The sequence below is a fragment of the Streptomyces sp. NPDC030021 genome, from assembly GCF_055574035.1.
Genome location: NZ_JBVIAH010000013.1, coordinates 201,410 through 217,167, shown reverse-complemented (window position 1 = coordinate 217,167; position 15,758 = coordinate 201,410). Strand labels below are relative to the sequence as shown.

General features: G+C 70.5%; 17 protein-coding genes. 8 read left to right on the top strand and 9 right to left on the bottom strand.

The genetic code is table 11. The features are described 5' to 3' along the window. Positions 1–2 precede the first annotated feature (2 nt). From ACZ4YL_RS25545 to ACZ4YL_RS25535, 3 genes are all read right to left on the bottom strand, one after another. Positions 3–1,034, bottom strand: a complete 1,032-nt coding sequence (locus tag ACZ4YL_RS25545; RefSeq protein ID WP_468119587.1) for an alanine racemase — start codon at positions 1,032–1,034, stop codon at positions 3–5. Between the two features lie 74 nt (positions 1,035–1,108). Beyond that, a complete protein-coding gene (locus ACZ4YL_RS25540) occupies positions 1,109–2,227 on the bottom strand; it encodes a lipid II:glycine glycyltransferase FemX (RefSeq protein ID WP_468119585.1) in 1,119 nt (372 codons plus the stop codon). 142 nt (positions 2,228–2,369) lie between these two features. Continuing rightward, positions 2,370–2,672 carry a hypothetical protein gene (locus tag ACZ4YL_RS25535; protein WP_389121188.1) on the bottom strand — a complete coding sequence of 101 codons (303 nt, stop codon included), beginning with the start codon at positions 2,670–2,672 and terminating at the stop codon, positions 2,370–2,372. Positions 2,673–2,923: 251 nt separating this feature from the next. Between ACZ4YL_RS25535 and rpsF the strand changes: the two genes are divergently transcribed. The 4 genes from rpsF (at position 2,924) to rplI (ending at position 4,631) form a co-directional block, all read left to right on the top strand. Further along, entirely contained in the window at positions 2,924–3,214 is a 291-nt protein-coding gene (gene rpsF, locus ACZ4YL_RS25530; RefSeq protein WP_004950685.1) for a 30S ribosomal protein S6, read from the top strand. A gap of 72 nt (positions 3,215–3,286) precedes the next feature. Then, a complete protein-coding gene (locus ACZ4YL_RS25525) occupies positions 3,287–3,886 on the top strand; it encodes a single-stranded DNA-binding protein (protein ID WP_468119583.1) in 600 nt (199 codons plus the stop codon). Positions 3,887–3,929: 43 nt separating this feature from the next. Continuing rightward, the gene (gene rpsR, locus ACZ4YL_RS25520) at positions 3,930–4,166 is read left to right on the top strand and encodes a 30S ribosomal protein S18 (protein WP_005315025.1); all 237 of its coding nucleotides are present in this window, start codon (positions 3,930–3,932) and stop codon (positions 4,164–4,166) included. An 18-nt stretch (positions 4,167–4,184) separates the two neighbouring features. Continuing rightward, positions 4,185–4,631 carry a 50S ribosomal protein L9 gene (gene rplI / locus ACZ4YL_RS25515; RefSeq protein ID WP_030008386.1) on the top strand — a complete coding sequence of 149 codons (447 nt, stop codon included), beginning with the start codon at positions 4,185–4,187 and terminating at the stop codon, positions 4,629–4,631. A 130-nt stretch (positions 4,632–4,761) separates the two neighbouring features. On the opposite strand, the gene ACZ4YL_RS25510 is transcribed toward rplI, so the two are convergent. After that, a complete protein-coding gene (locus ACZ4YL_RS25510; protein WP_468119582.1) occupies positions 4,762–6,102 on the bottom strand; it encodes an MATE family efflux transporter in 1,341 nt (446 codons plus the stop codon). 452 nt (positions 6,103–6,554) lie between these two features. On the opposite strand from ACZ4YL_RS25510, the gene dnaB reads away from it, so the two are divergent. Together dnaB and ACZ4YL_RS25500 are read left to right on the top strand one after the other, a co-directional pair. Then, the gene (dnaB, locus tag ACZ4YL_RS25505; RefSeq protein WP_030713894.1) at positions 6,555–8,021 is read left to right on the top strand and encodes a replicative DNA helicase; all 1,467 of its coding nucleotides are present in this window, start codon (positions 6,555–6,557) and stop codon (positions 8,019–8,021) included. A 9-nt stretch (positions 8,022–8,030) separates the two neighbouring features. Further along, positions 8,031–9,416, top strand: a complete 1,386-nt coding sequence (locus ACZ4YL_RS25500; RefSeq protein ID WP_468119580.1) for a serine hydrolase domain-containing protein — start codon at positions 8,031–8,033, stop codon at positions 9,414–9,416. Positions 9,417–9,497: 81 nt separating this feature from the next. Here ACZ4YL_RS25500 and ACZ4YL_RS25495 read toward each other — a convergent pair whose 3' ends face one another. The 3 genes from ACZ4YL_RS25495 to ACZ4YL_RS25485 are packed head-to-tail and all read right to left on the bottom strand — an operon-like array spanning position 9,498 to position 12,094. Beyond that, positions 9,498–10,667, bottom strand: a complete 1,170-nt coding sequence (locus ACZ4YL_RS25495) for a winged helix DNA-binding domain-containing protein (protein ID WP_468119578.1) — start codon at positions 10,665–10,667, stop codon at positions 9,498–9,500. 57 nt (positions 10,668–10,724) lie between these two features. Further along, on the bottom strand, positions 10,725–11,186 hold the full coding sequence (locus ACZ4YL_RS25490) for a GNAT family N-acetyltransferase (RefSeq protein ID WP_468119576.1): 462 nt from the start codon (positions 11,184–11,186) through the stop codon (positions 10,725–10,727). A gap of 14 nt (positions 11,187–11,200) precedes the next feature. Further along, entirely contained in the window at positions 11,201–12,094 is an 894-nt protein-coding gene (locus ACZ4YL_RS25485; RefSeq protein ID WP_468119574.1) for a GNAT family N-acetyltransferase, read from the bottom strand. A gap of 154 nt (positions 12,095–12,248) precedes the next feature. Here ACZ4YL_RS25485 and ACZ4YL_RS25480 point away from each other — a divergent pair, with 154 nt between their 5' ends. Then, positions 12,249–12,899 (top strand): HAD family hydrolase, encoded by a 651-nt coding sequence (locus ACZ4YL_RS25480; RefSeq protein WP_468119572.1) that lies wholly within the window; start codon positions 12,249–12,251, stop codon positions 12,897–12,899. 121 nt (positions 12,900–13,020) lie between these two features. Continuing rightward, positions 13,021–14,229 carry a globin domain-containing protein gene (locus ACZ4YL_RS25475; RefSeq protein WP_468119570.1) on the top strand — a complete coding sequence of 403 codons (1,209 nt, stop codon included), beginning with the start codon at positions 13,021–13,023 and terminating at the stop codon, positions 14,227–14,229. Positions 14,230–14,262: 33 nt separating this feature from the next. Here ACZ4YL_RS25475 and ACZ4YL_RS25470 read toward each other — a convergent pair whose 3' ends face one another. Together ACZ4YL_RS25470 and ACZ4YL_RS25465 are read right to left on the bottom strand one after the other, a co-directional pair. After that, positions 14,263–14,742: an NUDIX domain-containing protein gene (locus ACZ4YL_RS25470; RefSeq protein ID WP_030008377.1), complete on the bottom strand. Its 480-nt coding sequence runs from the start codon at positions 14,740–14,742 to the stop codon at positions 14,263–14,265. A gap of 61 nt (positions 14,743–14,803) precedes the next feature. Further along, positions 14,804–15,709 (bottom strand): LysR family transcriptional regulator, encoded by a 906-nt coding sequence (locus tag ACZ4YL_RS25465; protein WP_468119567.1) that lies wholly within the window; start codon positions 15,707–15,709, stop codon positions 14,804–14,806. Positions 15,710–15,758: the final 49 nt, after the last annotated feature.

Here is a 15,758-nt window from a genome sequence, read left to right as displayed (position 1 = left end):
ACTCAGGCGTCGAGCACCCGGTCGAACTGCGTGGTGGTGTGGCGCAGGTGCGCCACCAGCTCGTCGCCGACCTTCGGCTCGGTCGCGTCCGAGGGCACGAACAGGATCGACACCTGCATGTGCGGCGGCTCCGCGAACCAGCGCTGCTTGCCCGCCCACACGAAGGGCGAAAGGTTTCGGTTGACCGTGGCCAGGCCCGCCCGGGCGACGCCCTTGGCGCGCGGCATCACACCGTGGAGCGCCTTGGGGGCCTCCAGGCCCACCCCGTGGGAGGTACCGCCGGCGACCACGACCAGCCAGCCGTCGGAGGCGGCCTTCTGCTGCCGGTAGCCGAACCGGTCGCCCTTGGCCACGCGCGTGACGTCGAGGACAGCGCCGCGGTACTCCGTGGCCTCGTGGTCGCCCAGCCACAGCCGGGTGCCGATACGGGCCCGGAAGCGGGTCTGCGGGAACTGCTGCTGCAGCCGCGCGAGCTCCGTGGCCCGCAGGTGGCTGACGAACATGGTGTGCAGCGGCAGCCGGGCCGCGCGCAGCCGGTCCATCCAGCCGATGACCTCCTCGACGGCGTCCGAGCCGTCCGGGCGGTCCAGGGGCAGGTGCAGGGCGAAGCCCTCCAGCCGGACGTCCTCGATGGCGGCGTGGAGCTGGCCGAGGTCCTGCTCGGAGATGCCGTGGCGGCGCATCGAGCTCATGCACTCGATCACCACCCGGGCCCCCACCAGACCGCGTACCCCGTCCAGCGACGCGACCGAACGGATGACCCGGTCGGGCAGCGGCACCGGGTCCTCGCCCCGCCGGAACGGGGTGAGGACGAGCAGGTCGCCGCCGAACCAGTCCTTGATGCTGGCGGCCTCGTACGTCGTTCCCACGGCCAGGATGTCGGCGCCCATGCGGGTCGCCTCCTCGCAGAGCCGCTCGTGGCCGAAGCCGTAGCCGTTGCCCTTGCAGACCGGGACCAGACCGGGGAACTGGTCCTGGATCTGCTTCTGGTGCGCACGCCAGCGCGCGGTGTCGACGTAGAGCGTGAGCGCCATGCCCGTCCGGAACCTCTCCTGAGAAGCTGCGTGTGCAGCGGTGCTGTGTGTGCGTGTGGGGCGGGGTGGGCCGGTCAGCGGCGCGACATGTACATGTCGAGGGCCTTGTGCAGCACCTTGTTGAGCGGGAAGTCCCACTCGCCGACGTACTCCACGGCCTCGCCGCCCGTACCGACCTTGAACTGGATCAGACCGAACAAGTGGTCGTTCTCGTCCAGCGTGTCAGAGATGCCGCGCAGGTCGTAGACGCTTGCGCCGAGCGCGTACGAGTCGCGCAGCATGCGCCACTGCATCGCGTTCGAGGGGCGGACCTCGCGCTTGTGGTTGGCGGAGGCGCCGTACGAGTACCAGACGTGCTGGCCGACGGTGAGCATCGTGGCGGCGGCCAGCGGCTCTCCCTCGTGCGTGGCGATGTAGAGGCGCATCCGGTTGGGGTCCTCGGAGTTGAGGGCCGTCCACTGGCGCTGGAAGTAGCTGAGCGGACGCGGGCGGAACTTGTCGCGCTCGGCCGTGATCTCGTACAGGTGCTGCCAGGTCGGCAGGTCGTCGTAGCCGCCCTGGACGACCTCGACGCCGGCCTTCTCGGCCTTCTTGATGTTGCGGCGCCACAGCTGGTTGAAGCCCTTGAGGACGTCGTCCAGCGAGCGGTTGGCCAGCGGTACCTGGAACACGTAGCGCGGCTGGACGTCGCCGAAGCCGGCGCCGCCGTCCTCGGCCTGCTGCCAGCCCATGCGGCGCAGCTTGTCCGACACCTCGAAGGCGCGGGGCTCGATGACCGAGGCCTCCACGTCGCGCAGGCGCTTCACGTTCGGGTCCTGGATGCCGGCCTTGATGGCGGTCGAGTTCCAGCGGCGGATGACGACGGGCGGGCCCATCTTCACGGTGAAGGCGCCCTGCTGCTTGAGGTGGGCCAGCATCGGCTGGAGCCATTCCTCCAGATTCGGGGCATACCAGTTGATGACCGGGCCCTCGGGCAGGTACGCGAGGTACCGCTTGACCTTGGGCAGCTGCCGGTACAACACGAGGGCCGCTCCGACGAGTTCGTCGGACTCGTTGAACCATCCGAGGTTCTCGGAACGCCACTCGTTCTTCACGTCGGCCCACGCCGGGACCTGGCAGTGGCTAGCCGAGGGCAGGCTCTGGAGGTAACCCAGATGCTGCTCTCGGCTGATGGTCCTCAGGGACAGGCTCATGCGGGGCGTCTCCTCCGGCGGCTTCGCTGGCTATGGCGCGAAGCCTACTGCGACAGGGGCGCCACCCTTCTGGGGGACGGGCCGGGGGCCCGGGCCGATGCACGGCCGGCGCCCTGCCGCGGAGGTGTCCCGGTCGGCCCTGTCAGCCCCCGAAGAGACCGCCGTGGAACATGCCGATGTAGAAGCCGATGGCAGACGCGCCAAGGCCGATGATCAGCGCGAAGCGCTCGCGTGTCGTGACCGAGACGAACTGTCCGTACGCGCCGGTCAGGATGCCGATCAGCCCGGCCCACGAGCTGATCAGGTGCAGGTTGTGGAAGAAGGCCGTGACGAACGCCACGGCGCCGAGGGTCAGAGTGACCGCCATCAGGGTGTCCTGCAGCGGGTGGGGCTTGCCGTCGGTGGAGAGCAGGGAGATCTGAGGGGGCCGCATTGCCTGTGCCATCGGAAGGGCACCTCCTGGCTGAAGCTGGCGGTGCTGCGGGCTGCCTCCGGCAAGGGGCCGAGGGCATAGCACCGAGCACACCCGATGGATACAGATTGTGGCCCTCTCCCGGCGGATTTCAACCGGAAGGACGTGAGCAGGTAGTCTGTACAGCTGCGCGGTGTCTGCTCTGCGGACGCCGTGCTCACGCATCACGACCCTCCTGCCACGGAACGACCGTGGCCGCTGAGTCCAAAGGAGGTGGGTTCCACATGCGTCACTACGAAGTGATGGTCATCCTCGACCCCGATCTCGAGGAGCGCGCTGTCTCCCCGCTGATCGAGAACTTCCTCTCCGTCGTCCGTGAGGGCAACGGAAAGGTCGAGAAGGTCGACACCTGGGGCCGTCGTCGTCTCGCTTACGAGATCAAGAAGAAGCCCGAGGGCATCTACTCGGTCATCGACCTTCAGGCCGAGCCTGCGGTCGTCAAGGAGCTTGACCGACAGATGAACCTGAACGAGTCGGTTCTCCGGACCAAGGTCCTTCGCCCCGAGACCCACTGAACTTCGGTTCAGCGGTAATCGGGATCGAGTAGCACAGCAGCCCAGCAGCAATCCCCGCCGAGAGGTTCATCCATGGCAGGCGAGACCGTCATCACGGTCGTCGGCAATCTCGTCGACGACCCCGAGCTGCGCTTCACCCCCTCGGGTGCGGCGGTCGCGAAGTTCCGTGTCGCGTCCACCCCCCGCACCTTCGACCGTCAGACCAATGAGTGGAAGGACGGCGAGAGCCTGTTCCTGACCTGCTCGGTGTGGCGGCAGGCGGCGGAGAACGTCGCCGAGTCCCTCCAGCGAGGCATGCGCGTCATCGTGCAGGGCCGGCTGAGGCAGCGGTCGTACGAGGACCGTGAGGGTGTCAAGCGCACGGTCTACGAGCTGGACGTCGAGGAAGTCGGCCCCAGCCTGAAGAACGCCACGGCCAAGGTCGCCAAGACCACCGGTCGCGGTGGCCAGGGTGGATACGGCGGCGGCGGTCAGCAGCAGCAGGGCGGCGGCGGTGGCAACTGGGGCGGAGCCCCCGGTGGCCAGCCGCAGCAGGGCGGCGGAGCTCCCTCCGACGACCCGTGGGCGTCCAGCGCGCCGGCCGGTGGCCAGCAGCAGGGCGGCGGCGGGGGCGGTTGGGGCGGAAGCTCCGGCGGCTCCGGCGGTGGCTACTCGGACGAGCCGCCCTTCTAGGGCAGCTCGCATCCCCACTTCTTGATCACACAGGAGAGACACAATGGCGAAGCCGCCTGTGCGCAAGCCTAAGAAGAAGGTCTGCGCATTCTGCAAGGACAAGACCGCGTACGTGGACTACAAGGACACGAACATGCTGCGGAAGTTCATTTCCGACCGCGGCAAGATCCGTGCCCGCCGCGTTACCGGCAACTGCACGCAGCACCAGCGTGACGTCGCCACGGCCGTCAAGAACAGCCGTGAGATGGCGCTGCTGCCCTACACGTCCACCGCGCGATAAGGAAAGGGTGACCGACTAATGAAGATCATCCTGACCCACGAGGTTTCTGGCCTCGGTGCCGCCGGCGATGTCGTCGACGTCAAGGACGGTTACGCTCGCAACTACCTGGTCCCGCGTGGTTTCGCGATCCGCTGGACCAAGGGTGGCGAGAAGGACGTGGCGCAGATCCGCCGCGCCCGCAAGATCCACGAGATCGCGACCATCGAGCAGGCCAACGAGGTCAAGGCCAAGCTCGAGGGTGTGAAGGTCCGTCTGGCCACCCGCGCGGGTGACGCCGGTCGTCTCTTCGGTTCCGTGACCCCGGCCGACATCGCCACGGCGATCGAGTCCTCGGGCGGCCCGAAGGTCGACAAGCGCCGCGTGGAGCTCGGCTCCCCGATCAAGACCCTCGGTTCGTACCAGGTCTCCGTGCGTCTGCACGCCGACGTGGCCGCGAACGTGGGCATCGAGGTCGTCGCCGCCTAAGGGCTGCGCTCGAAGGGCCGCACCCCACCGGGTGCGGCCCTTCGTCGTTGTCGGGCGGTGTTTCACGTGAAACATGCGGCGCCCGGCCCGCCGTGTTTCACGTGAAACACGGCTGAGGTCCGGCCGCCCGCTACGGGCGGGTGGCCCCGGCGATCAGCCACCGGCCTGAGCCGGCGCGCAGCCGGAGAGTGATCATCCGGACCACCATCATCAGCGTCATGGCCCACCAGAGCGCCGTGAGGCCGCCGCCGAGGATCGGCACGAGCAGTGCCGCCGGAGCGAAGGCGGCCAGCGTCAGGAGCATGGCCCGGGCCAGGTAGCGGCCGTCGCCGGCGCCCATCAGCACCCCGTCGAGCACGAAGACGATGCCGGAGACGGGCTGGGAGAGGGCCACGACCAGCAGGGCCGGCAGCAGGGCTGCCTCGACGGCCGGATCGCTGGTGAACAGCGGGATGAACGCCGGGCGGGCCAGGACGACCAGCAGGCCGAGTACGACGCCCGAGGCGATCCCCCACTGCACCATGCGGCGGCAGACGGCCCTGGCGCCGTCGGTGTCGCCCGCGCCCAGGTAGCGGCCGATGATCGCCTGCCCGGCGATCGCTAGGGCGTCCAGGGCGAAGGCGAGCAGGCTCCACAGGGAGAGCAGGATCTGGTGGGCGGCGATGTCGGCGTCGCCCAGCCGGGCGGCCACGGCGGTGGCGATCATCAGGATCGCGCGCAGCGACAGCGTGCGGACCAGCAGCGGAGCGCCCGCCTGGGCGCAGGCCCGGATGCCCGCGAGGTCGGGGCGCAGCGAGGCACCGTGGCGCCGGGCTCCGCGGACGACCACGACGAGGTAGGCGGCGGCCATGGCGCACTGGGCGATGACCGTGCCCCAGGCGGAGCCCGCGATGCCGAGCCCCGCACCGTAGACCAGGGCGACGTTCAGGCCCGCGTTGAGGGCGAAGCCGCCGATGGCGACGTAGAGCGGCGTACGGGTGTCCTGGAGGCCGCGGATGACCCCGGTGGCGGCCAGGACCATGAGCATGGCCGGGATGCCGAGGGTGGAGATCCTCAGATAGGTGATCGCGTACGGGGCGACGGTGTCGGAGGCCCCGAAGAGCGAGATCAGTGAAGGTGTCGCGGGAAGCACCACGGCGACGACGGCCGCGCCCAGCACGAGGGCGAGCCAGATGCCGTCGATCCCCTGCCGGATGGCTGCCTGGAGGTCTCCTGCGCCGACGCGGCGGGAGACGGCCGCGGTGGTGGCGTAGGCGAGGAAGACGAAGACGCTCACAGCGGTGGTGAGCACCGCGGCGGCGATGCCGAGGCCGGCCAGCTGGGGGGTTCCGAGGTGCCCCACGATGGCGCTGTCGGCCATCACGAAGAGGGGCTCCGCGACGAGTGCGCCGAAGGCAGGGAGAGCGAGTGCGAAGATCTCCCGGTCGTGCCGTCCCGGCCCTGCCTTGGGTGCTGCGAGAGCCTGTGTCATGCGCTCAATCTAATCTTCCACAGGTAATGGATGCAAGGGCCTTTGGATCCTTACTGACGCGTTGACCTGAGCGTTCCTCGCGCCTCGTTGGAGGCGATCTTGAGGCAGTGTCCAAGAATTTTCTCCACCGCTGCCCCTGGAAGAGGAAAGTGCAGGTCAGATGGGGTAAGTGGGTGCCGCGGGTGATTTTGTCCACAGCGTCGTCCCCCGGTCCGTACACAGCTTCCGGCGAGTTACCCACAGCATTGGTGCCGTCATCCACATGTCATCCACACAGCCTGTGGATAACAAGATTGGCTGACGCCGCTCTCGGGCCTACCGTGGTTCGTTGCCCGACTCGCCGACGGCGGATTCGGGTGCCCCAAATGTCAGAGCCGTGTCGTAGAAAGAGTGACACGGCGAGGTCCGCGTTGCGGACGGGAGGAGGCGGCCCGGTGAGCATGCCCGAGCCCATGGACGACCCCTGGGCCGACAGCGGTCCGGGTGACCGTCTGCCCGCCCGTCCGCGCCGTAACAGCGAAGGCCGCGGCCGCGGGGACGAACAGCACGACCGGGGCCGCGAGGGCGGCTCCTGGGACTCCGGCGGTGGCGGCGGCTTCGAGCGCGTCCCTCCCCAGGACCTCGACGCCGAGCAGTCGGTGCTCGGCGGCATGCTGCTCTCCAAGGACGCCATCGCGGACGTCGTCGAGGTCCTCAAGGGCCACGACTTCTACCGGCCCTCGCACGAGACGATCTACCAGGCCATCCTCGACCTGTACGCCAAGGGCGAGCCGGCCGACCCGATCACCGTCGGCGCCGAGCTGACCCGGCGCGGCGAGATCAGCAAGGTGGGCGGGGCTTCGTACCTGCACACCCTGGTCCAGTCCGTGCCGACCGCGGCGAACGCCGAGTACTACGCGGAGATCGTCCACGAGCGGGCCGTCCTGCGCCGCCTGGTCGCCGCCGGTACGAAGATCACGCAGATGGGCTACGCGGCCGACGGCGACGTCGACGAGATCGTCAACAGTGCCCAGGCCGAGATCTACGCCGTCACCGAGCAGCGGACCTCCGAGGACTACCTGCCGCTCGGCGACATCATGGAGGGCGCCCTCGACGAGATCGAGGCGATCGGCTCCCGCAGCGGCCAGATGTCAGGCGTTCCCACCGGCTTCACGGACCTGGACTCGCTGACGAACGGCCTGCACCCGGGCCAGATGATCGTCATCGCGGCCCGTCCCGCCATGGGTAAGTCCACGCTCGCCCTGGACTTCGCCCGGGCCTGCTCCATCAAGAGCAACCTGCCGAGCGTGATCTTCTCCCTCGAAATGGGGCGCAACGAGATCGCCATGCGCCTGCTCTCGGCGGAGGCCAGGGTCGCGCTCCACCACATGCGCTCGGGCACGATGACGGACGACGACTGGACCCGGCTCGCCCGCCGGATGCCGGACGTCTCCGCCGCCCCGCTCTACATCGACGACTCCCCCAACCTGTCGATGATGGAGATCCGGGCCAAGTGCCGCCGGCTCAAGCAGCGCAACGACCTCTCGCTCGTGGTCATCGACTACCTCCAGCTGATGCAGTCGGGCGGCTCGCGCCGTCCCGAGAGCCGCCAGCAGGAGGTATCGGACATGTCCCGAAATCTCAAGCTGCTGGCGAAGGAGCTGGAGGTCCCCGTGATCGCGCTCTCCCAGCTGAACCGTGGTCCGGAACAGCGCACCGACAAGAAGCCGATGGTCTCCGACCTGCGTGAGTCGGGTTCCATCGAGCAGGACGCGGACATGGTGATCCTGCTGCACCGCGAGGACGCGTACGAGAAGGAGTCCCCGCGTGCGGGTGAGGCGGACCTGATCGTGGCGAAGCACCGTAACGGCCCCACGGCCACGATCACGGTGGCCTTCCAGGGTCACTACTCCCGTTTCGTGGACATGGCCAACACGTAGCATCCGATCATGGATGAGCTTGCTGAGGACCTGGAACTTCTCCCTGCCACCCGGCGCGCGCTGAGGCACCGGATCGCCGTCGCGCAGAGCGAAGGGCGGGCGCCGTCCGTGGTGGCGGCCGTCCTGCGGGGCGGGGAGGTGGTCTGGGAAGGCTCCCGGACCTCGGTCGAGGGGCACGGGCCGGACGGCGACGTGCAGTACCGGATCGGTTCGATCACCAAGACGTTCACGGCGGTTCTCGTGATGCGGCTGCGGGACGAGGGCCTGATCTCGCTCGCCGATCCGCTGGAGAAGCACCTGCCGGGGACCGGTGCCGGTCAGGTGACCATCGCCCAACTGCTGTCCCACACCGGCGGGTTGGCGGCGGAGACGCCCGGTGAGTGGTGGGAGCGCACCCCCGGCGAGCAGCGGCCCGAGCTCGGCGACGTGCTGGGGGAGGAGCCCTTCAAGCTGGCACCGGGAACCAGGCACCACTACTCCAACCCCGGTTACACCCTGCTGGGTTCGCTGGTGGAGGCGGTGCGCGGAATGCCCTGGGAAGAGGCACTGCGGGCCGAGGTACTGGAGCCGCTGGGGCTGGAGCGCACGAGCGGACAGCCACAGTCCCCGCACGCCGGCGGCTGGGCGGTGCATCCCTGGGCGGACGTGATGATGCCCGAACCGCTGGAGGACCTGGGGCTGATGGCTGCGGCCGGCCGGCTGTGGTCCACGACCCGGGACCTGGCGCGGTTCGCCGACTTCCTGCTGCGCGGTGACGAGCGCGTCCTGTGCGCCGGGTCCGTACGGGAGATGCGCACCGCGGCCTCGCCCCCGGAGCCCGGCCTCGCCGAGCTGGGCTACGGGCTCGGCATGCAGCTGGCGGGCGTCGGCGGGCGCAAGCTCGCGGGGCACAGCGGTTCGCTGCCCGGCTTCGTCGCGGGGCTGTGGCTGAGCGAGGCGGACGACGTGGCGGCGGTGGTGCTGGCGAACTGCACCTCGGGACTTCCGGCCTCGATGGTGGCCGCGGATCTCGTGGGGATCGTGGCGGACGCCGAACCGCGCTTCCCGCAGCCGTGGCGGCCGTTCCTGGAGTCGGACCACGTGCCGCTCGAACTGTGCGGCCCCTGGTACTGGGGGACTTCGGCCCAGGTGGTGCGCCTGACCGCGGACGGGCTGCTGGAACTGGGGCCGGTGGGCGCGAGCGGGCGCACGTCCCGCTTCCGGGCGGAGCCGGACGGCAGCTGGACCGGACTCTTCGGCTACTACGCCGGTGAGACGCTGCGGGCGGTGCGCCGTGCGGACGGCTCGGTGAGCCATCTCGACCTGGCGTCCTTCGTGTTCACCCGGGAGCCCTACGACGCCGACGCCCCGGTGCCCGGCGGGGTGGACCCGCAGGGCTGGCGGGGCATCGGCTGACAGCCCCGGCCCCGGCCCGGCCCCGGCCCGGCCCCGGGCCGGCCCCGGGCCTCGGGGCTGACAGCCCCGGCCCGGGCCGGATCAGGCGACGAGTTCGCGCTCCAGCGGAGTACGGAAACGCGGGGTGATCCGGGCCTCTCCCACCCATGCGGCGAGCCCCGCGGCCTCGGCGGTGATCGCCTGCTCGGCGGCCCGGCCGGGGCTGCCCAGCAGCCGCCAGACGATCTCGCCGTCGGAGCGCTGCGCCCAGCCGCCGACGATCTCGCCGTTCCACCACACGGTGGGGCCGATGTTGCCGGCGTAGTCGAACAGGGCGCTCCTGTGGGCGGGGTCGAGGTGGAAACCGCGGTCGGCCCAGCCCATGCCGGTGGGGTCGAGGCCGGGCAGCAGCGCCGCCCAGGGCTCCGGCGCCGGTTCGGGCCCGGTGTCCCCGGGGCCGACCAGGGCGGTGGTGCCGTCTTCGAGGCGGACCTGGTCGGGGCCCACGGCGGCGAGGGCCTTGCGGACGTCCGTGAGGGTCCAGCCGGTCCACCACTTGAGGTCGGCCTCGGTGGCGGGACCGTACGCGCGCAGCCATCGGCGGGCGATCTCGGTGCGGGCCTCGGCGGCGGGCAGGGCGGGCCAGGGCTCGGTGTGGACCCAGCGGTACTGGCTGGAGGTCCATGAGCCGCGCGGTCGGTCACGGCGGATCCGGCCGTCGGCGGCGAGCAGCCGGATGACCCGGGTGGCGACCCCCTGCTCGGTCTCGTACTTCTTGCCGCGGCTGATGGTGATCTGCTGGCGCAGCGCGGGTACGGCCGCGGACAGCTGGCTGCCGGTGCAGGGGCCGTGGGCGTCGAGGGCGTCGAGCGCGGCGGCCTCCGCGCCGGCGAGCCAGGCGGCGTCGAGTCCCTGTCCGTCCTCGTCGAGGCGCTTGAGGAGGGTGCGGCGCTCCTTCGCGGCGATCGCGCGGGCGGTGGAGGCGGCGACGTGCGGGGCGAGTTCGGCGGAGACCGCGAAGAGCGTGTTGCGCATGCTGAGCAGGCGCACGAGGTTTACGTCCTCGTAGAGCGCCCGCTCGATCGCGTCCGGGCCGCCTTCGGCGAGCCGGGCCCGGGCCGAGAGGAAGACGGTCGCGGCGTCGGTGGCGTGCAGGGCGACGACGGAATCAGCCGTCTCCGCGACGGTCGCGGCGCGGGCCGACGGAGCCAGACGGTGGCGCCGGCCGAGCCGGTGGCGCCGCTCGGCGGTGGTGACGAGAGGGAGGCTCATCCTCCCGATCGTAGGCCGGGCCGCCGACACGGCGGCCCGGCTTGCCGGAACGGCCGGTCAGAGCTGGAGCTTGAACCCGACGTGCGAGGCGGTGAACCCGAGCCGTTCGTAGAAACGGTGGGCATCGGTCCGGGTCACGTCCGAAGTCAGCTGCACCAGCGCGCAGTTCTCGGAACGGGACTTCTCGACGGCCCATTCGATGAACCGGGTGCCCAGGCCGCCGCCGCGTTCGTCGGCGTGTACGCGGACGCCCTCGATGATGGAACGGGTGGCTCCCTTGCGGGAGAGTCCCGGGACGATCGTCAGCTGGAGGGTGCCCACCACACGGTCGGCGCGGACGGCGACGACCAGATGCTGGTTCGGGTCGTCGGTGAGCCGCTTCAGGGCTGCGAGGTACGGGGCGAGGTCGTCCGGGGACTCGCGGGTGGCACCGAGCGGGTCGTCGGCCAGCATGGCGACGATGGCGGGCACATCGGCCTCGGTGGCCGGCCGGATCGTCAGCTCGGCGGTGTCGGTCATGATGCGTTCTCCTCTCAGCCCGCGGCCACGGTGAGCGGCGCCCACCGGCGGGCCCAGTCGCCGGGCAGGCCGGGGATGTCCCGGGTCATGACGGCATTGAAGGCCACGGAGGCCAGGCCCCGGTCCTTGAGCCAGGCGAGGAATTCCTCGTGTCGTACGTCGACATCGGTGCGCAGCGCCCGGTCGGTGCCGAGTGCGAGCGCGGTGACCAGTGACTGGGCGGTCGCGGTGTCATGGGCGATCAGCGGGCCGACGACCTGGGTGTTCATATTGGGCCAGGCCGCGGCGTAGCCGGTGAGTGCGGCGCCTTGGGAGTGGTCCTCGGCGACGACCAGCCGGTCGGCGAAGGCGGGCAGCCGGGTGATCATGTGCGTGCGGTCGGTGCCGAAGACCTCGGCGTCCAGGCGCAGGATGCGGGGGAGGTCCTCGGCGGTCGCCGGCCGGACCCGGGAGGTGCCGTATGTACCGGGGGTGCCCTCGTGCCGGAAGGTGCCCGTCAGCATCTCGGTGCGGCCGGTGGTCTCGAAGCCCAGTTCCTCGTAGAGGGGCCGCCCGTAGGGAGTGGCGTGCAGGGTGAGGGGGACGCCCTTGAGCACGTCGTCGCAGACGTGGGTCATCAGACGGCGGCCCAGGCCCTGGCGGGCGAAGCGGTCGGCCACGAGAACCATCCCGATGGCGGCGAGCTCCGGTCCGGCATGGGTGTCGCCGTAGCGCGTGACGACGCAGGCGGCCGCGAGTCCCCGGCCGTCCGGGGCGTCGACGCCGTAGCCGTTTCCGGCGGCGAGGAGCAGACGCCACTTGTGGTCCTCGCGGAGCCATCCGCGATCTTCGGACAGGTCGGCGCAGCGGCGGAGATCGTCCACGGTCAGCGCCCGGATCGGTAGATCGGTGATGTGTGGTGGTGTCACCTGGCCCAGACTGGATCATGGACTGGGAGCCGTCCAGAGGGTTTGGGGTCGGATGTTTCACGTGAAACACCAGGTGCCGGCACGGGGCCGCCGGGCGATGTTTCACGTGAAACACGGTGTTTCACGTGAAACGGACCGACTAATCTCGTCGGCTATGACCCTCCTGCACCTCTTCGACCTCGACGGGACGCTGATGTACGGCTCGGCGGCGCCGGTCGAGATTTCCCGCCAGCTCGGGCTGAGCGCCGAGATCGCCGAGCTGGAACGGGCCTTCGGTGCGCAGAAGATGGGGCCGCACCAGTTCTCCGTGGCCGCCCACGCCCTCTGGGCCGATCTGACACCCGCGCACGTCCGGGCGGCATTCGACGGGGCTCCCTGGCTCGCGGGGATCCGGGACGTGTGGCAGGAGATCAGGGACCGAGGGGACTACTGCGCGGTGATCTCCCTGTCACCGTCGTTCTTCGTGGAGCTGCTGCTGGAGTGGGGCGCGCACGCCGCGCACGGTTCGGTCTTCCCCGAGGTGCCGTTCACCCGTCCGGTGGAGGAGTCCGGGATCCTGACACCCGAGGGCAAGGTCAAGGTGGCGGACCGGCTCTGCGCGGAGTTCGGCGTGAGCCGGGCCGACTGCGTCGCCTACGGGGATTCGGTGACCGACGCGATGCTCTTCGAGGCGGTGCCGGTCTCGGTGGCGGTGAATGCGAGGCCCTATCTCGCCGAGCGTGCGACCCATGTCTACGAGGGCCGGGATCTGCGGGACGCATACCAGCTCGTTGGCCTGACGCGCCCGGGAGTTGACGCATCTTAGGAGGAAAGTGGGTTCGAAACGCGGAGTTTCCGCGTTTTCCCGCAGGCCTCTGAGTCGGCTGGCACGCTGTGAAACCCGGAACCACGGATTCACAGGCCGTGGCGTGTGGAGACCGACCGAGATGCTCGAAGCGAGGCACCGCATGGACGCTCCGCCCACCAGATCGGCCAGACGCGAATCGGCCCGGATATTCGGCGAGGGCGGTGCGATCGAGCCCTCACCGGATGCCGTACTCATCCGCCGGACCCTCGCGGAGATCGCCCCCGTCGCCGACAAGGTGACCTCGTACTTCTACGCTCTGGTGTTCACCCGGCACCCGGAAGTACGCGGCATGTTCCCCGCCGCCATGGACGCGCAGCGGGACCGGCTGCTGAAGGCACTGCTGACCGCCGCCGAGCACATCGACAATCCCGCCGTCCTCGTCCCCTACCTGCGCCGGCTGGGCGCCGGGCATCGCAAGTACGGCACGATGGCCGGCCATTACCCGGCGGTCGGTGAGGCCCTCGTCGGAGCACTGGCCCGGTACGCGCATCACAGCTGGGGGCCCGAGACACAGGCCGCCTGGGTGCGGGCGTACACCGCGATCTCCCAGATCATGATCGACGCGGCGGCGGAGGAAGAGGGGAGGGCCCCCGCGTGGTGGCACGCCGAGGTGGTCTCCCACGATCTGCGCACCCCGGACATCGCGGTACTGACGGTCCGCCCCGACCAGCCCTACGCCTTCCTCGCCGGCCAGTACGCGAGCCTGGAGACCCCGTGGTGGCCACGGGTGTGGCGGCACTACTCCTTCGCCTCGGCGCCGCGCGCCGACGGACTGCTGTCCTTCCACGTCAAGGCCGTCCCCGCGGGCTGGGTATCCAACGCGCTGGTGCGCCACGCCCGCCCGGGAGACGTACTGCGCCTGGGACCGCCGGCCGGGTCGATGGTGGTGGACCACACCACGGACAACGGCATGCTGTGCCTGGGCGGAGGCACCGGGATCGCTCCGATCAAGGCGCTGATCGAGGACGTGGCCGAACACGGCGAGAGGCGGCCGGTGGAGGTGTTCTTCGGGGCCCGCAGTGACAGCGACCTCTACGACAAGGACACGCTGCTGGGGCTCCAGCGCTCCCACCCGTGGCTGTCGGTGCGCCCGGTGGTCGGCGACGGGCTGGCCGGACAGCTGCCGCACGCGGTGGGCGAACACGGGCCGTGGAGCTCGTACGACGCGTTCGTCTCCGGCCCGCCCGCGATGATCCGCAACGGCGTGGACGAGCTCCTGCGGATCGGCATCCCCTGCGAGCGGATCCGGCACGACGCGGTGGAGGAGCTGGCCGGCATCGCCGGCTGAGACCGGAGGCAGCCCGCCGGTCTCAGCCCGGCTTCAGCCCAGGTCGGGAGCGTGCATGGCGCGGACACCCTCGATGTTGCCGTCGAGATAGTGCCGCAGGGACAGCGGGACGAGATGGACGGCGGCGATGCCCACCCGGCTGAACGGCACGCGGACGATCTCGTACTCGCCCTCGGGCTCGTCGACCTCGGGGCCGTGCCGCAGGTTCGGGTCCATCGATTCGAGGCGGCAGACGAAGAAGTGCTGCACCTTCACGCCGGTCACCCCCCTGTCGGCGATGTGCTCGACGGTGTCGACGAAGCAGGGCACCACATCGGTGATCTTCGCGCCGAGTTCTTCGTGGACCTCCCGGTGGAGGGCGTCGACGACGGTGGAGTCCGAGGGCTCCACTCCCCCGCCGGGGGTGAGCCAGTACGGATCGACGCCGGGCCTGGTGCGTTTGATGAGGATCAGGTCGTCACCGTCGAGCAGGATCGCGCGGGCGGTGCGTTTGACCACGGGACGTTCGGTCATGGGAGAAGAGTGGCCCGCCACTCCGCTTCTGAAACGCGCCACAGGCCGGAAAAGGGCGGACTCACCAGTGCACTGCGGCATCCAGCAGCCGGCCGTGCGCCCGGGCGAGGTGGGCGAGGGCCAGGCTCCCGGTCCGCACGACCAGGAACCAGGTGCGCAGCGGCGGCACCGCAGGCTCCGCCAGCGCCACGATCCGACCGCTGTCGAGGGCGTCCTGGCACAGGTAGCGGGGCAGTACGGCGAGCCCGGCGCCGGCCCGGACGCACTCCAGTACGGCCCGCAGGTCGGGCACGACCACGGTGGCGGCCAGGGACCTGGCATCGGGCAGGGTGTCGAAGACGGCGGCCCAGTAGCGGGTGACGAGCGGCAGGCTCTCGTGGACCTCGACCAGCGGGATGCCGTCCAGCGCGGCGGAACCCTCCTCGCGCAGCCGGTCCATGTCGACGAGGGCGGCCCAGTAGGGCGCGGCGACCAGGACGTGCTCCTCGTCGCACAGCGCGGTGGCTGTGAAGAGTCCGCCCCGGGGGTGGGCGGTGGTGACGACGAGGTCGTGGTGGCCGGCGGCGAGCCCGTCGAGGGTCGCCTCGGCGTCGGTCTGCGGGGCGGCGCGCAGGGTATGGCCCTGGCCGACCAGGAGGGCGAGGGCGGGAAGCACGCGCAGGCACAGGAACTCGGGAGGCCCGGCGACGTGGAGGGTGCGTAACGCGCCGGCGGCCTCCCGCTCGGCCTCGGTGATCCGCAGCAGGGCGTCGAGGTGCGGGGCGGCCTTGTGAGCCAGCTCGTCGCCGACGGCGGTGGGGGTGACGCCACGGGCCCGGCGGTGGAAGAGCGGACGCCCCAACTGGCGCTCCAGGGTGCGGATCTGCGAGGTCACCGCGGGCTGGGACAGGCCGAGGAGGGCGGCCGCGCGCGTGAACGAGCCGGCCCGGTGGACGGCGACGAAGGTGCGCAGCAGGGTCAGGTCCATCGCTGCACCTCTCGGTGGGGGCCTTCAACTATAAATATGCAGATAGCTC

Excerpts from the sequence above, each read along its gene's own strand:
- ACZ4YL_RS25545 (WP_468119587.1), bottom strand. The coding sequence starts at position 1,034 with ATGGCGCTCACGCTCTACGTCGACACCGCGCGCTGGCGTGCGCACCAG.
- ACZ4YL_RS25540 (WP_468119585.1), bottom strand. The coding sequence starts at position 2,227 with ATGAGCCTGTCCCTGAGGACCATCAGCCGAGAGCAGCATCTGGGTTAC.
- ACZ4YL_RS25535 (WP_389121188.1), bottom strand. The coding sequence starts at position 2,672 with ATGGCACAGGCAATGCGGCCCCCTCAGATCTCCCTGCTCTCCACCGAC.
- rpsF (WP_004950685.1), top strand. The coding sequence starts at position 2,924 with ATGCGTCACTACGAAGTGATGGTCATCCTCGACCCCGATCTCGAGGAG.
- ACZ4YL_RS25525 (WP_468119583.1), top strand. The coding sequence starts at position 3,287 with ATGGCAGGCGAGACCGTCATCACGGTCGTCGGCAATCTCGTCGACGAC.
- rpsR (WP_005315025.1), top strand. The coding sequence starts at position 3,930 with ATGGCGAAGCCGCCTGTGCGCAAGCCTAAGAAGAAGGTCTGCGCATTC.
- rplI (WP_030008386.1), top strand. The coding sequence starts at position 4,185 with ATGAAGATCATCCTGACCCACGAGGTTTCTGGCCTCGGTGCCGCCGGC.
- ACZ4YL_RS25510 (WP_468119582.1), bottom strand. The coding sequence starts at position 6,102 with ATGACACAGGCTCTCGCAGCACCCAAGGCAGGGCCGGGACGGCACGAC.
- dnaB (WP_030713894.1), top strand. The coding sequence starts at position 6,555 with ATGGACGACCCCTGGGCCGACAGCGGTCCGGGTGACCGTCTGCCCGCC.
- ACZ4YL_RS25500 (WP_468119580.1), top strand. The coding sequence starts at position 8,031 with ATGGATGAGCTTGCTGAGGACCTGGAACTTCTCCCTGCCACCCGGCGC.
- ACZ4YL_RS25495 (WP_468119578.1), bottom strand. The coding sequence starts at position 10,667 with ATGAGCCTCCCTCTCGTCACCACCGCCGAGCGGCGCCACCGGCTCGGC.
- ACZ4YL_RS25490 (WP_468119576.1), bottom strand. The coding sequence starts at position 11,186 with ATGACCGACACCGCCGAGCTGACGATCCGGCCGGCCACCGAGGCCGAT.
- ACZ4YL_RS25480 (WP_468119572.1), top strand. The coding sequence starts at position 12,249 with ATGACCCTCCTGCACCTCTTCGACCTCGACGGGACGCTGATGTACGGC.
- ACZ4YL_RS25475 (WP_468119570.1), top strand. The coding sequence starts at position 13,021 with ATGCTCGAAGCGAGGCACCGCATGGACGCTCCGCCCACCAGATCGGCC.
- ACZ4YL_RS25470 (WP_030008377.1), bottom strand. The coding sequence starts at position 14,742 with ATGACCGAACGTCCCGTGGTCAAACGCACCGCCCGCGCGATCCTGCTC.
- ACZ4YL_RS25465 (WP_468119567.1), bottom strand. The coding sequence starts at position 15,709 with ATGGACCTGACCCTGCTGCGCACCTTCGTCGCCGTCCACCGGGCCGGC.